We start from the raw sequence: 14,185 nt of genomic DNA, 5'->3' as shown, positions 1-14,185 counted from the left end.
ATTATACAGCCAAATAATGCGCTGTTTTACGTTTAATATTTTTTTAATAAAATTTAATAAAAAATGCATAAAAACACACAAAAAAAGGCTGGATGAATAATTCCAGCCTTTTTATCATTCAGTTTAGTTGGTTACGCGGGTGTTTCTCCCTACCTGCTTAAGCGAATGCTTATAATAAGTGCAGATGTCAGAGTTAATTACTCTCTAACAACTACACTTTTATGGTACTAAAAAAGAACACAGGCATATCAGCTGTGTTCCATCATTTTTACTACTTCTTCAAAAGACATATTCCCACCGAAAATATCGAGTGCACTTCCGATGGTGACATCAAGTTTTCCGTCTGCACAGGCTTTCAAAAGGTTAAGGTCATCGAAGTTATGAACTCCACCCGCATAGGTTATGGGGAGTTTCCCCCAACCGCCAAGCATGGTTGCAAGTTCCTCTTCTATACCGGACTGCTTTCCTTCCACATCGACTGCATGGACAAGAAATTCATCGCAGTAGTTCGAAAGCTCATCCATAGTTTCATTTGTCACAGCAACATCAGTCATCTTCTGCCATCTGTCTGTCACGATGTAGTAGTTTTGTTCGGAACTATCAGTATTCGTCCCCTTTCGACAGCTAAGATCGAGTACCAGGTGCTCTTTTCCAACTTCCCGAAGGAGCTTTTTAAGGTTCTCGTAATTGATTTTTCCGTCCTTAAAAACATAGCTTGTCACGATGACATGCGAAGCTCCTGCGTCAAGGAATCTCCAGGCATTTTCAGCGGTTATTCCTCCGCCCACCTGCAGATAGCCCGGTGTCTCGGAGAGCGCGGAAAGCGCCTGCCCCACGGATGCTTCGTAATATGGGCTGTCAGCTGCATTCAGGACTATTATGTGTCCTCCCCGCAGCCCTTTTTCCTTATAAAGGCGCGCAAAAAAAGCAGCATCCTGCTCTGACACGAAGTTCTCTTTTGCCAAGTCCCCCGTGTCGCGCAGACTGCTGCCTACAATCTGTTTAACCTGTCCGTTATGTATATCAATGCAAGGTCTAAATCTCATTTTGTCCTCATTTATGCGAAAGTTGTGCTTAAGATCTGTCACCCGATAACATCGCTCATGTCATACATTCCTGCGCTCTTTCCGGCAAGGAACTTAGCTGCCTCAATGGCACCCTTTGCAAAAACGCTTCGTGAATAAGCTCTGTGAGAAAGAGTTATAACCTCATCAGTTCCCGCAAAGATCACATCATGGTCTCCGACGATGGTGCCACCTCGAACTGCAGAAATACCGATTTCCTTCTTAGGTCTCTTCTCACGTCTGGTGCTTCTGTCGTATACATACTCGCACTTTTCAGTAAGTGAATCGTTAACGGAATCTGCGAGTGCCAGTGCTGTTCCGCTGGGAGCATCAAGCTTCTGGTTGTGGTGTTTTTCAACTATCTCGATGTCAAAACCGGCTGCGTCAAGTACAGGTGAAATATCCTTCAGTACCTTCATAAGCATGTTGATACCTACAGACATGTTAGCCGATTTTAAGATTGCAATTTTGCCTGAAGTGCTCTGAACATTAGCAAGCTGCGCTTCCGAAAGTCCGGTCGTGCAAAGTACTACCGGTAGGTTCTTACCGGCGCATACCTCAAGAAGCTTATCAACAGCCGATGCATTGGAGAAATCGATTACCACATCAGCGTCCACATCGCATTTTTCTATAGAATCGAATACAGGAAAACTGTAAGAATTTTCCCCATAGGCATCAACACCTGCTACGATCTCGATATTTTCATCTGCCCCTGCAAGGTCGACAATTACATGACCCATACGGCCATTGCAGCCGTGCATAATTGCTTTAATCATACTTTGTCCTTTCTCCCCTTATCCCAAGAATTTCTTCAGTTCCTTCTCAAGAACAACTCTGTTCTTCTCAGTCATAGTTGTGAGAGGAAGACGAAGCGGACCTGCCTTGAAGCCGATCATCTCGAGTGCTGCCTTAACCGGAATTGGATTAACCTCTGAGAAAAGTGCATCAATAAGAGGAAGTGCCTCGAGCTGAATCTTAGCAGCTCCTGCGAAGTCTCCGTCCAGAGCCTTCTGACACATGTCATGAGTCTGTCTGGGTGCAACGTTTGACAGTACTGAAATAACACCGAGTCCGCCAAGTGACATGATCGGAACAACTAGTCCGTCCTCACCTGAATACAGATCGATACATCCGTCAGCGAGCTGCATCATCTTGGTAGTCTGAGCAAGATTACCTGCAGCATCCTTGATACCAACGATATTATCAACGTCCTTGCACATTCGAACCGCTGTCTCGGGTAGAATGTTGCAGCCTGTACGGCTGGGCACGTTGTAAAGGATTATCGGAATATCAACAGCCTTAGCAACTGCAGTAAAGTGCTGAACGAGTCCGTCCTGAGTTGCTTTGTTGTAATAAGGAGTTACTGAAAGGATCGCGTCCGCGCCTGCCTTAGCAGCATCAACCGAAAGATCGATTGCAGTCTTAGTGCAGTTCGATCCTGCTCCTGCAATTACGGGAACTCTCTTATTTACATATTCGATGCAGAACCTTGATACCTCCATGTGCTCTTCTTCTGTCATGGTAGCGCTCTCACCTGTTGTTCCGCACACGATGATAGCATCGGTTCCGTTCTCAATCTGAAAATCAATCAGTCTCTTGAATTCATCATAATTAACCGATCCGTCTTCATAAAATGGAGTTGCAATAGCAACACCTGCACCTTTAAATACTGCCATAAAGTTGTCTCCTTTACTTTCTTGAATATCTACTAAAATAGAATTTCGCTTGCGAAATTCTTGCGCCGAGCGCAGTTGCTGAAAGCAACAAATTCATTATGCGCGAGTGTGCATCCCGCGGAGCGCCTTTTTCAAATGTATAACATTTGAAAAAGAGCTAACTCATCGCAAAGAGAGTTAGCTCCATAATAATCATCACCAAAATAAATTAGTGCGATAGCTCCCCATCTTGCGATGACAGTCATACAGCTCTTAACTGTATGCCCAGGTATAAACCCTGCAGGCGGGCTCATCCTTCGGCGTATTGTCCTTTCGGAATTCCTCACCTGCGCCTGTCGCATCAGAATTCTTACTGATAGAATACGCAACCTCTATCTGAATCTTGTATGTCATAATAACACTAGCGCAGTGCAGTGTCAACGTGATGAATTAAATTAAAACGAACTTATTTCATGCCCTCCCAGAATCTGTCGTGCTCCGTAAACCTCACCGTATCCTCCTCCGTGATCTCGGCCTTCGGCTTTTTCTCCTTTGTTCCGGTCTGCTCCATCTGGAGTTCTCCTTCTGAGGGGCTCTTGTACACGTCCTCGTGTTCCCCGAATATCTTATCTATAATCACCATGCTTTCTACCTCCTGGTTTTAGAATTTTTAACACATCTTCATATAGATAATCATTCTCTCGTCTCTATTCGCTTATAAATATTATATCATTTGCCTTATGAAAATTGAACTCTCCAGGATTATTTTTCATCAAAAAGAGGGGTGGAAAAATATCTCTCAGCGGTATCCGGAAGTATGGTAACTACTGTCTTCCCCTTTCCGAGTTTCTTCGCAAGTTTAACTGCCGCAGCTACATTTGTTCCGCTTGAAATTCCGCACATTATCCCTTCTTCTCTGGCAAGTCTCTGAGCCATGCCAATGGCTTCCTCGTCCGTAATAATGGAGATATTGTTGTAAATAGACTGATCCAGGATATCGGGTATTATGCCGTCACCTATTCCCATCTGAAGGTGTGTTCCAATATTACCTCCCGCGAGAATTGCGGCATTTTCAGGCTCTGCCGCCCAGATTTCTATAAAAGGATACTGCGCCTTTAGTACTTCACCGATTCCCGTAATGGTTCCGCCGGTGCCTATTCCTGAGCAGAAGCCGTGTATCGGTTTTTCAACCTGTGCCATTATCTCAAGCGCTGTGTGATTCTTATGCGCCATGGTGTTGTTGGGATTCTCAAACTGCTGAGGAACAAAGACGTTCGGATCCTCTTTCTGCATCCTGAGCGCTGTATTTAAGCACTCTTCTATACATGCGCCTATATCTCCCTCATCATGGATAAGTATGACCTCAGCGCCATAATGTCTTATAATCTTTCTTCTCTCTTCACTTACCGAATCAGGCATTATTATTACTGTTTTATAGCCTCTTACCGCTCCGACAAGCGCAAGACCTATTCCCTGATTTCCGCTTGTAGGCTCAACTATTATAGTCTTTTCATTTATAATTCCCTGCTTCTCGGCAGCCAGTATCATGTTGAGGGCGGTTCTCGTCTTTATTGATCCGCCGATATTGATACCTTCGAATTTTACCAGAATCTCCGCCCCGTCCGGATCCGGTATCCTGTTAAGTCTTATCATCGGAGTATGCCCGACTGCAGCGAGCACGTTTTCATATACCATTGTAAAAACCTCTTATCACTGTTATTTCTGGTTTAAAGACACCAAACAGTATTATATCACTAAAAGGGCATCTCTCGCGAGATGCCCTTGACTGTACATATACTTATTCCGACTTTAATTTATTCCCCTGTCCTTTATTCTTTGACAGTTCGAACATCACAGCCGGAATATGGCAGTATCCTGTGGGATTCTTCACCAGGTATTTTTGATGGTATTCTTCTGCTGTGTAGAAGTTCTCAAGTGGCAGCACTTCTATAGCACTCTTTTGCCCAAGCTGTTTTTCAAGCTCAGTCATCTTACTTTCTATGATGGGACGCTGACTATCTTCAGTATAATATATACCTGTCCTGTACTGAATTCCTTCGTCCCCGCCCTGTTTGTTTACAGAGACCGGATCAACAACCTTAAAGTAATAGTCTATAAGCTCTTCAAGGCTTATCTTGTCGGGATCAAACTCCACCTTCACTGTCTCAGCATGACCGGAATCATTGCAGACTTCTTCATATGTAGGATTTTGGGTTGGTCCATTGGCATATCCAACTTCTGTATTTGCTACTCCATCAAATTGATCAAAGAATCTCTGGGCTCCCCAGAAGCATCCACCTGCAAAATATATTGTCTCCATTTTTCATCTCCTTATTGTTTTACTCTGCCCAGGTTACAGGGTTTCCCTTTCTTTCGAGCGGTTCTCTGTTAGGACTTCCGCTCTCAGGATACCCAAGAATTAGTCCGCCTGTTATAGTCTCGTCTTCTTTAAGTCCGTATTTATACATGAACTCTCTTATGGCATCGTTTTCATCAAGCCAGTGAAGCTGATTTATCCAACATGATCCCAGATCAAGAGCATTTGCAGCAATCATCATATTTTCAAGTGCACAGGCACTGTCAGCTATGGCATTCCCGTAACCCTTTTTGTTCGCCGTCACAATAAAAACCGGCGCTCCGTAGTGAAAAACATAGCCGCCCTTCTTTGATGCATTTATGGAATTCTTCAGAGATGAATAGGTGTCTTCCTTTATTTCCATCTTGGAAAATTCCATGCATACCAGTTCTGCCATCTCTTTAAGCATGTTCTTATCAGTAAAAACGATGAAATGGGTTGTCTGATTATTCCCTCCGCTGGGGGCATATCTCCCAGCTTCAATTACTTTCTCTATAAGCTCTTTTTCCGGCAATTCTTCTGAATATCTTCTTGTACTTCGTCTTGTTAAAACAGCTTCTAATGCATCCATATGAACCTGCCTCCTTTTCAATCAATTATCTTGCGCAGCTTTATTTAATGCCTCAAACAGCTCCGGGTATTCCTGTTTCATCCTTATGGGATGTCCTTCCTTGTTCAAAAAAGCGTGAGAAGATTTTCCAAGACATACAACCTCACCTTCCCCGTTTTTCATCTCATATGACAAATGAAGCTTTACTCCCTTGAATTCTTCAACAGTAACGCTTATCTCAACCTTGTCAGAAATGTCGTTGTCTTCTTGAAATCGCATGTTACGCTAATGACTGGTGATATAATCCATTTCATTGACCTCTGTGCGCTTCACTTTTTTATTTCAGATAATTATAGATGATTCTCTAATCGCGCACAATCTATTTGTAAGCGTGTTATGTTTTTATAGATGGCAACTTTGCTGATATATTCGCATGCGAATATACTTGTTAATATATCTTTTCAGCATTATAATGAAACTAGATAGTCTTGTTTTCACGCTGTTATAAGGAGGTACCTATGCCAGCTATTATGCCAATATCAGATTTAAGAAATTACACCGATGTCCTCAAAGAAGTCGATGCCAACAGTCGCGTATATCTTACAAGAAATGGTCGCGGAGCTTACACCATCATGTCTGTAGAGGAAGCAGATGAGCTTGATCGCCTGAGAGCATTACACAATGTTCTTACTGACCTTAAGAAAGCTGAAACACGAGCTGAGAAAGAAGGCTGGATTGATGATGATGAAATGCTGAAAGTGATGGGGCTTAAAGATTGAAGACATTAAAATACTCTCCGGATTATAAAGAAAAAATCGCTAAAATGCGAAAATATCTGGACTCTCAATTTGGCGATGCTAAGAGAAAAGAAATTTTCTCAGCAATTAATAATAGAATCCAGTCCATAAGAAAACACGAAGACATTGGCATTTCTGTCCGCGATATGTTTGGTGTAGACACTGATTACCAGTATATCTATGCAGTCAAAAATTATGTGTTTTTCAGAATTGATGAAACACAAATTTATATTGTAAACATCTATGATGAGCGTGAAGATTTCATGTGGAAACTATTTGGCATTAAAACTACACCCCAAGAAACTGAAGATTACTGGAAAGAATAGGTATAAGAGGACTCATAACGAGTCCTCTTATTAATATCAATATTCAAATATTCAATCCGCATTTTATTCAAGTTTCATCCCCATTACAAACGCAAACGGATATGCAAAAAGGCGCTCCTTTTCATCTTCAAACCTAACCGAAAACTTAGCCGGAATTTCATCTTCGTCATAGGTTACATCCGTTATTATTCCGTGCCCGAATTTAGGCTGGACCACCTTTTGTCCTACAGTAAGATTTGTGGGATATTCCTGAGAATCAATCTTCCCTTTTTCTTTTACACTTCTTTTGATGGAAGCCTTTGCTTTCTTTACTCTCTCCTTGATATCCTTCTTCTCGCTTGCTGATATCTCGGAGATTTCTTTAACAAAAGTGGACTCCTCATCATTATAAGTAAAGATATTCAGTTTGTTCCTTGCCCTTGTCATGCCAACGTAGAAGATTCTTCGCTCCTCTTCATAATCACGAAGTTCCTTGGGCGATGCCTTTTTCCTATTATCAATAACCTCACTTGGGAAAACACCGTCGCAGGCATCCATCAGATATACCTCATCATACTCAAGGCCTTTACTGGAGTGTATGGTGGAGAGGATGAACTTTTCCCTATATGACGTTTCCTTGTCCCTGATTATATCCTGAAGTTCCTGAAGTCTCCTGATAAATCCGTCAATCGAGTGCTCATTTTCAGCGAGCATTTCAAGAATAAAAATCTTGTTATAATCAAGATGATTCATCTCCATGTATTCGCCGTAGCCCATGTAATTGTCTATTCTCATAAGCGCTTTATACGGATTTTCATGTCTCATGTTTGCAAGGTGCGTCCGAAGTGCGCGGCACTTTCCCTTAACCCTGCTGTTAATCATCTCCGTCTCTTCCACAGCATCCAGAATAGGAATGTTTAACCCGGCGGCAATCCTGCAGAGCTGCTCAGCCTGCTTTTTACCAAGATATGTCTGGAACTTGAAATATATCTTCATGAAAATATCGCTATTATAAGGATCTATTGAAAAGCGCATGATATTTATGACATCTCCAACTACTCTATGTGTAAAAAATGCCATATCAGCGTTTTTAATCCTATATGGAATTCCTTGCCTTTCAAGACGATCCACCAGCGGAAGTATGCTCTCATTATCCCTGTAAAGAACTGCAATCTGGCTATTTATATCAGCTGCTACTTTAAGCAGATAATTATATTGATTTTTCCTGCTATTAAGCCTTACATAGTTAATCTCGGATGCGCTCTCCTTCGCCGCCTGCATATGCTTGTCATGGCGCATGGTGTTGTGTCTTATGAATCTATCTGCGGCAGAAACTATATTTGCATTGGACCTGTAGTTTCTGTCCATCACAAGAACCTTCGCGCCGGGATGCTCCTTCTCAAAATTAAGAAGAGCCTCCGGATATGCCGCTCTAAAGCCATATATACTCTGATCTTCGTCGCCCACCATGAAAAGGTTGCCATCATTTCCCGAAAGCAAACTGATTATCATATGCTGGATTTTGGACGTATCCTGCGCCTCATCGACGCATAGATATCTGTATTTATCCTTGTAAAAAGAAAGCAGGTCGGGCGATGACTTCAGCATTCTGTAGGCATATATCATCTGATCATCGTAGTCCATCAGACTTCTCTTTTTGAGCTCACTGTTATATGCCTCGTAGATGGTGTAGATATCGGTATCCATCTCATCTTCAAGCTTGTAGATATCCTCCTTCGAGAGCATCATGTTCTTGCAATAGGTTATGAGCGTGCGGACATTCTTGATGTCACTCTCCGTAGGATATTCTTCATAAATTCGCACATAATTCTCTGTAAGAATTTTTCCTATAATCTTCTCATCCGTGACAAGCTCAAAGGCATCTTTACCGATAAGTCTTCCGTAGTGCGCGATAATTTTTGCACAGATGCCGTTGATTGTACGAAATTCAAGCCTTGTGGAGATATCCTCCCCAAATAACTTTTCAAACCTCTGCGCCATGTCTTTTGTGGCAGCCACGGTATACGTGAGTGTCAGTATGTTCTCAGGCGCAATCCCCTTGCAGTAGAGCATGTATCCAAGCCGGTTTACAAGTACCGTGGTTTTCCCGCTTCCCGGCACTGCAAGAAGAAGCACCGGTCCATCCACAGTCCTTACCGCGTCAAGCTGCTGCTCGCTCAGCTTCTTTGTATATCTGTCTAAAAACTCATTTTCTGTCATCTCAAAAATCATCCCTGTCAGTTTACAAAAACTTCTCCAGTTCCCTGATATCCTCCTTGGTCGTAGCCCAGTCTGTGGCAAGTCTTATCGCCGTGTGGTTATCATCAATTTTCTCCCAGAAGCCATAGCGAACGTGCTCTGCAAACTCTTTTAATCTCTCGTTGTCCATAACTATGAACTGCTGATTTGTCGGGGAATCTATGAAAAGCCGGTAACCCTTCTTAACAAGCAACTCTCTAAGCTCCTCAGCCCTCTCTATAGCATTTTTGCTGATCTCAAAATACAGATCATCAGTGAAAAGTGTGTCAAACTGGAGGCCCAAAAGCCATCCCTTCGCAAGGAGCGCGCCGTGCTGCTTGATAACAGGAATCGGATGCTTTGTGGGAACGCCCTTAGGGAACATAACTGCCTCTCCAAAGAATGCACCCACCTTGGTCCCGCCTATATAAAATACATCAACCAGGCTCGCTATATCAGCTAAGGTAACATCTGTTCTTTTACTCATAAGACCATAGCCAAGCCTTGCCCCATCAAGGAAAAGCGGAATATTGAATTCTTTACAAACACTTGATATTTTTGAAAGCTCTTCTTTGGAATACAGCGTTCCATACTCAGTTGGATGCGAGATATAAACCGCTCCCGGAAAAACCATATGCTCATGGTTATCGTCTGCGTAGAAGTTCTTGATATAGGTGCGAAGGTCATCCGCATCGATTTTGCCTATGGTGTCATCATGCACTGCGTTGCCACTTTCTGTTGCATCATCTCTGTTTGCATTTGTTTTAATGCTCGGCAACGTCAGCACCTTGTGCCCCGAAAACTCTATCGCTCCTGCCTCATGCACAGCCACATGTCCTGTCTCTGCCGCCACAACTCCCTCGTAAGGCTTAAGCAGCATATCCAATATCGTCTGGTTGGTTTGAGTTCCACCCACAAGGAAGAACACATCTGCCTCCGGACAATTGCATGCGTTTTTTATTTTTTCTTCCGCGCTTTTGCAATAATCATCCGTGCCATAGCCATCGTTCTGCTCGAAGTTAGTCTGAGTAAGACGCTCCAATATCCTCGGATGCGCGCCCTTTGTATAATCACTTGAAAATGAAATTCTGTTATCCATTTTTGCTTTCTCCCGGTGAATAATTTTCTATATATTATAGCAACAAAACAACTGACTGGCATGAAAAAGCGTCCGGATAATCATTCCGGACGCCCTCTTTCATTACTTCTTCTTAAAGGTTTTCTTATTGTACTTATATCTGCTGCGAATTCTGTCGCCTTTTCCGTCTACAAATTTTCCGTCCAGCTTACTTCCTTTCTTACTAAAGGAAATCTTTACAGCCTTCTTAAGAGCAGGCCTTCCCTCTCCATAGCTTAAAACAACAGGTGAATTCTTTTTATATCCGTAAGCCGTTACCTTGGCTTTCTTATCAATGATAAACGACTCCTTGTGCCAGCCATCAAGATACAGGACAGCTGTATTGAGTCCCGGCCCCACAAAATATGACTTGCTGGCATTAAGTACAACCGAACCACTACCGGTAAAATGAAGCGGTGTCGGCCAGTTTGCTCCGGATACATAAATAGCTTTTAGATTATTCTTTCCAACAAGCTTAATCTTGAAGGCTTTTCCCATGTTGCGGATATCCAGGTATTTATTCTCAGAATCAAAATTGTTAAGAGTCAGGGTATTGTCCGCATAGTTATAACTTATTCCCGGAACCTGCTTTACAAGTGACTTATATCCCATTATTGCATAGGGATCTCCGAATATAGTCTTGTTTGAATAAGCGTCTAAAGCATCGCTTAAAATAACATATGAACTTCTCTTATAAATATTTGCCCTATAATACGGCTTATTCTTGTTTGTATCATTTTTGTACTGATCTTCCCAGGTTGCCGTATTGAGATCTTCTTCGGTATCTTCATCCTCTGTGGTACTAAAGAAGGAAATGCTATAGATATTTACTTCATCCTCCGCTGTGCCGCCACAGGTAAATTTCAAATAAATATCATGTTTTCCGCTTCCAACAGATGCTTTCTCAATTCCGCTGAAGAACTTCTCCTTATAGGGATCACTAAAACTGCTTGTTTTATGGCTAAGTGACCATTCACCGATCTTATTTTCTCCCTCTTTATCAAGGTACATGGTAACCCTGACACTGTCAGAGTTTGGCTTAGAATACTTAAAGGAGATGGCCTTGATAGGATCCACATTTCCGAAACTTACATTCTTAAATTTTGCCTTATCTCCGTTCGCAATTGTCCCAAGCTTCGCTGTTTTATCAGAATCGTAGGTAAGACCAACTCCGTTTGTAACCGAGTAGTCACCATCGTAATCTCTCGCCTTTAACGTTATGTTTGCTGCATTAACCACAAGTGTTCCCACTATCTTACCTACAGGAATAGCACCTGTAATGCATAAACCCAGCGTCAATGCTACAGTAAGAAATATTTTAAAAAACTTTTTCCTCATAAGAATTACCTCCGACAATCCACTCAAATCGGGTAAACGTTTCATAGGAAAATTATATCATTGTACAGTTTTTAAATTATCGATTTTATGAATTATTTAACTAAGTTTCATACGCAGTTTATATGTTATAATTTTATATATCATCTGTCTTTGGGGAGATTGCATGTTCAGATTTTACTTTTGCATTTTTATATCGTTTCCACTAATTATTTATTACATTGTTAAGATCAGGATTATGATGATAAATCCTGACAGATATTCCGAAGAATACAGATACGGAGTTGCACGAAATATGGTAAGACGGGTTATGAAAAATTCCCGCATCACTACCAAGTGTTATGGATTGGAAAACCTCCCATCAGAGGGCGGATATATCATAACTCCCAATCACCAGGGAAAGTTCGATGCACTAGGAATAATCTATTCTCACGATGCACCTTGTTCAATCGTAATTGACAGCACAACCGCAAAGGTGGAACTTACTCACGAATTTGTCGATGTTCTTGGCGGAATTCGTATAAACAGAGAAGATAACAGGCAACAGATTGCTGCCATAAAAGAACTGGCAGAGCAAGTTAAAAACGGCAAAAGATTCATCATATTCCCGGAGGGCGGCTACACAGACAATAAAAACCACCTGCAATCATTTATGCCCGGAGCTTTCAAAGCAGCCTTGTGGTCACAGGTTCCGATTGTTCCGGTCGCACTGATTGATTCATACAAACCCTTTGGCGAAGGCGGTTACAAGCCGGTAGAGACACAGGTGCATTTCCTCAAGCCGCTTTATTATGAGAATTATAAGGATTTAAAAACTAAGGAAATAGCAGAAACAGTAAAGAAAAATATAGAAAACAAAATAAATGAAATCTGTAAACAGTAAACCGACACCATAAAGAAAAAGGGGGATTATTTTTTATAGAAACCAGGAAAAAACTGCCACTCGCAACTCAGATTTTTATTGCTCTTGTTCTCGGTATAATCGCAGGCTTGCTTCTTCAAAGTCACGCTGATTTTGCGGACAGCTACATTAAACCGATCGGAACCATTTTTCTTAATCTGTTGAAATTCATAGTTGTTCCGATAGTACTGTTTTCAATAATGGCCGGCATTATCTCAATGAGTGATATCCGAAAGGTTGGCTCTATCGGAATAAAAACCGTCTGTTATTACCTGTGCACAACGGCTGTAGCTATTGTAATAGGTCTCGTTGGCGGTAATCTTTTCAAGGGCTTTTTCCCGATCCTCGAGACCTCTGAGCTTAGCTATGAAGCTTCTGAAGGTGTTCCTTTTATGGACACCGTTGTAAATATTTTCCCATCTAACTTTATAGCTCCTTTATCTGAAGCTACAATGCTGCAGGTAATCGTTATGGCTCTGCTTATAGGCTTCGCAATTATTCTCGTAGGTGAGGAAGCTGCTCCCGCTGTAAAAGGCATCAATTCCTTCAATGCAATTTTCATGAAGTGCATGGAAATGATCTTAAAGCTCTCACCCATCGGTGTATTCTGCCTGATTTGTCCCGTGGTTGCCACCAACGGAGCTGCAATCATCGGATCACTGGCAATGGTGCTTCTGACAGCATACATATGTTATTTTACTCACATGGTGATAGTTTATTCCCTTGCAGTTAAGACTCTTGGCGGCATGAGTCCTCTTGCATTCCTCAAAGGACAGCTTCCCGCCATGATCTTTGCCTTCTCAAGTTCTTCCTCAGTCGGAACACTTCCAATCAATATGAAGGGCTGCGAGAAGATGGGAGCCGACAAAGAAGTTACTTCCTTCGTGCTTCCCCTTGGTGCCACTATCAACATGGATGGAACCGCTATCTATCAGGGTGTGTGTGCAATCTTCATAGCTGCCTGCTATGGCATCCATTTGACGCCTTCCCAGATGGTAACCATCGTGCTTACCGCAACTCTTGCTTCCATCGGAACCGCCGGTGTACCCGGTGCCGGAATGGTAATGCTCGCCATGGTACTTGCCTCTGTTGGTCTTCCTCTTGACGGAATCGCACTTGTTGCCGGCGTAGACCGAATCTTCGATATGGGAAGAACAGTTGTTAACATCACAGGTGATGCTTCCTGCGCACTTATCGTTTCTAATCTGGAACGAAAAAAAGCTGCTAAAAAGGCATCCTGACAACAAATATAAATGAACGATAAAATTCCGGGCTTCAATCTTGTGATCAGTTCACATTGAAGCCCGGTTTTATTTTATCTAATATTAAGCAGCAGGTTTAACTGCATCATCCTTTGTGTATTTAAAGAAATAGTCTCCTGCTGTTTTGTGCCGGAAGCTGACAGCCCGCAGACAGTAACATAAATAATACAATACCTGCAACTAAATTTTCAACAATATAGAAAAGGCCTCACTAATCAATGCTGTCAGTTTAAAGTTTCAATCAATCTGTCCCGGAGTTTTCCTGCAATTTTAAGGTTAGTCTCAAGTGTGGGACGGATTTCATCATTTCGAAGGTCATCGGTCAGTTCGCACATAGCCGTAAAAAGTGGCGTTAATGAGAGATCTGCGCAGGAGCCTTTGATTCGATGTGATATTACAAAGGCATCCTTGTATTGTTTCTTTTCAATCTTTAAACACAGATCTCTCCAGTCATTGTTTGATAAGAAAGAATCCACTAGATCAAGGTAAAATTTTTCATCACCAACCATTCTTTTAATCGCTGATTCTGTATCTGCCCCCCATTCCCTAAGAGCTACAATTTTCTTACTGTCCATAGTATATCTCCGCAAACCAAAATATATCCT

Annotated in this window: 16 protein-coding genes and 1 riboswitch; of the genes, 4 read left to right on the top strand and 12 right to left on the bottom strand. The window is 42.1% G+C overall.

All coding sequences use genetic code 11. The features are described 5' to 3' along the window. Nucleotides 1-248: 248 nt before the first annotated feature. The 8 genes from hisA to BMW61_RS09010 form a co-directional block, all read right to left on the bottom strand. Nucleotides 249-1,046 (bottom strand): phosphoribosylformimino-5-aminoimidazole carboxamide ribotide isomerase, encoded by a 798-nt coding sequence (hisA, locus tag BMW61_RS09040; protein ID WP_091821170.1) that lies wholly within the window; start codon nt 1,044-1,046, stop codon nt 249-251. Between the two features lie 38 nt (nt 1,047-1,084). Then, nucleotides 1,085-1,840, bottom strand: a complete 756-nt coding sequence (gene dapB / locus BMW61_RS09035) for a 4-hydroxy-tetrahydrodipicolinate reductase (RefSeq protein ID WP_091821167.1) — start codon at nt 1,838-1,840, stop codon at nt 1,085-1,087. Between the two features lie 18 nt (nt 1,841-1,858). Then, nucleotides 1,859-2,740 (bottom strand): 4-hydroxy-tetrahydrodipicolinate synthase, encoded by an 882-nt coding sequence (gene dapA / locus BMW61_RS09030; protein WP_022761579.1) that lies wholly within the window; start codon nt 2,738-2,740, stop codon nt 1,859-1,861. A 209-nt stretch (nt 2,741-2,949) separates the two neighbouring features. Beyond that, nucleotides 2,950-3,122: riboswitch (Lysine riboswitch) on the bottom strand. 63 nt (nt 3,123-3,185) lie between these two features. Continuing rightward, nucleotides 3,186-3,362, bottom strand: coding sequence for a hypothetical protein (locus BMW61_RS21870; RefSeq protein ID WP_022761578.1), 177 nt, complete (start codon nt 3,360-3,362; stop codon nt 3,186-3,188). A gap of 119 nt (nt 3,363-3,481) precedes the next feature. Then, on the bottom strand, nt 3,482-4,414 hold the full coding sequence (gene cysK, locus BMW61_RS09025; protein ID WP_022761577.1) for a cysteine synthase A: 933 nt from the start codon (nt 4,412-4,414) through the stop codon (nt 3,482-3,484). 103 nt (nt 4,415-4,517) lie between these two features. Further along, nucleotides 4,518-5,039, bottom strand: a complete 522-nt coding sequence (gene msrA / locus BMW61_RS09020) for a peptide-methionine (S)-S-oxide reductase MsrA (protein ID WP_091821164.1) — start codon at nt 5,037-5,039, stop codon at nt 4,518-4,520. Nucleotides 5,040-5,058: 19 nt separating this feature from the next. Next, a complete protein-coding gene (locus tag BMW61_RS09015) occupies nt 5,059-5,646 on the bottom strand; it encodes a nitroreductase (RefSeq protein WP_091821161.1) in 588 nt (195 codons plus the stop codon). Nucleotides 5,647-5,667: 21 nt separating this feature from the next. Then, on the bottom strand, nt 5,668-5,904 hold the full coding sequence (locus tag BMW61_RS09010) for an acyl-CoA thioesterase (protein ID WP_049946187.1): 237 nt from the start codon (nt 5,902-5,904) through the stop codon (nt 5,668-5,670). Nucleotides 5,905-6,143: 239 nt separating this feature from the next. On the opposite strand from BMW61_RS09010, the gene BMW61_RS09005 reads away from it, so the two are divergent. Together BMW61_RS09005 and BMW61_RS09000 are read left to right on the top strand one after the other, a co-directional pair. Then, nucleotides 6,144-6,404 (top strand): type II toxin-antitoxin system Phd/YefM family antitoxin, encoded by a 261-nt coding sequence (locus tag BMW61_RS09005; protein ID WP_022761574.1) that lies wholly within the window; start codon nt 6,144-6,146, stop codon nt 6,402-6,404. Beyond that, on the top strand, nt 6,401-6,748 hold the full coding sequence (locus BMW61_RS09000; protein WP_022761573.1) for a type II toxin-antitoxin system RelE/ParE family toxin: 348 nt from the start codon (nt 6,401-6,403) through the stop codon (nt 6,746-6,748). The genes BMW61_RS09005 and BMW61_RS09000 overlap by 4 nt, the downstream gene beginning before the upstream one ends. Before the next feature lie 63 nt (nt 6,749-6,811). Here BMW61_RS09000 and BMW61_RS08995 read toward each other — a convergent pair whose 3' ends face one another. The 3 genes from BMW61_RS08995 to BMW61_RS08985 form a co-directional block, all read right to left on the bottom strand. Beyond that, nucleotides 6,812-8,947: an ATP-dependent helicase gene (locus tag BMW61_RS08995; RefSeq protein ID WP_242876679.1), complete on the bottom strand. Its 2,136-nt coding sequence runs from the start codon at nt 8,945-8,947 to the stop codon at nt 6,812-6,814. A 22-nt stretch (nt 8,948-8,969) separates the two neighbouring features. Next, nucleotides 8,970-10,064, bottom strand: coding sequence for a threonine aldolase family protein (locus BMW61_RS08990; protein ID WP_091821155.1), 1,095 nt, complete (start codon nt 10,062-10,064; stop codon nt 8,970-8,972). Between the two features lie 102 nt (nt 10,065-10,166). Continuing rightward, entirely contained in the window at nt 10,167-11,420 is a 1,254-nt protein-coding gene (locus BMW61_RS08985) for a carbohydrate-binding protein (protein ID WP_175475148.1), read from the bottom strand. A gap of 163 nt (nt 11,421-11,583) precedes the next feature. On the opposite strand from BMW61_RS08985, the gene BMW61_RS08980 reads away from it, so the two are divergent. Next, entirely contained in the window at nt 11,584-12,300 is a 717-nt protein-coding gene (locus BMW61_RS08980; RefSeq protein WP_091821150.1) for a lysophospholipid acyltransferase family protein, read from the top strand. A 35-nt stretch (nt 12,301-12,335) separates the two neighbouring features. Then, nucleotides 12,336-13,559 (top strand): dicarboxylate/amino acid:cation symporter, encoded by a 1,224-nt coding sequence (locus BMW61_RS08975; RefSeq protein WP_091821147.1) that lies wholly within the window; start codon nt 12,336-12,338, stop codon nt 13,557-13,559. Between the two features lie 245 nt (nt 13,560-13,804). On the opposite strand, the gene BMW61_RS08970 is transcribed toward BMW61_RS08975, so the two are convergent. Beyond that, nucleotides 13,805-14,155, bottom strand: a complete 351-nt coding sequence (locus BMW61_RS08970) for a hypothetical protein (protein WP_091821144.1) — start codon at nt 14,153-14,155, stop codon at nt 13,805-13,807. Nucleotides 14,156-14,185 lie beyond the last annotated feature (30 nt).

This window comes from Butyrivibrio sp. ob235, assembly GCF_900109475.1.
Taxonomy (GTDB): Bacteria; Bacillota; Clostridia; order Lachnospirales; family Lachnospiraceae; genus Butyrivibrio.
Note: the sequence above shows the minus strand (reverse complement) of the source record. Positions and strands in the feature narration are given on the sequence as shown.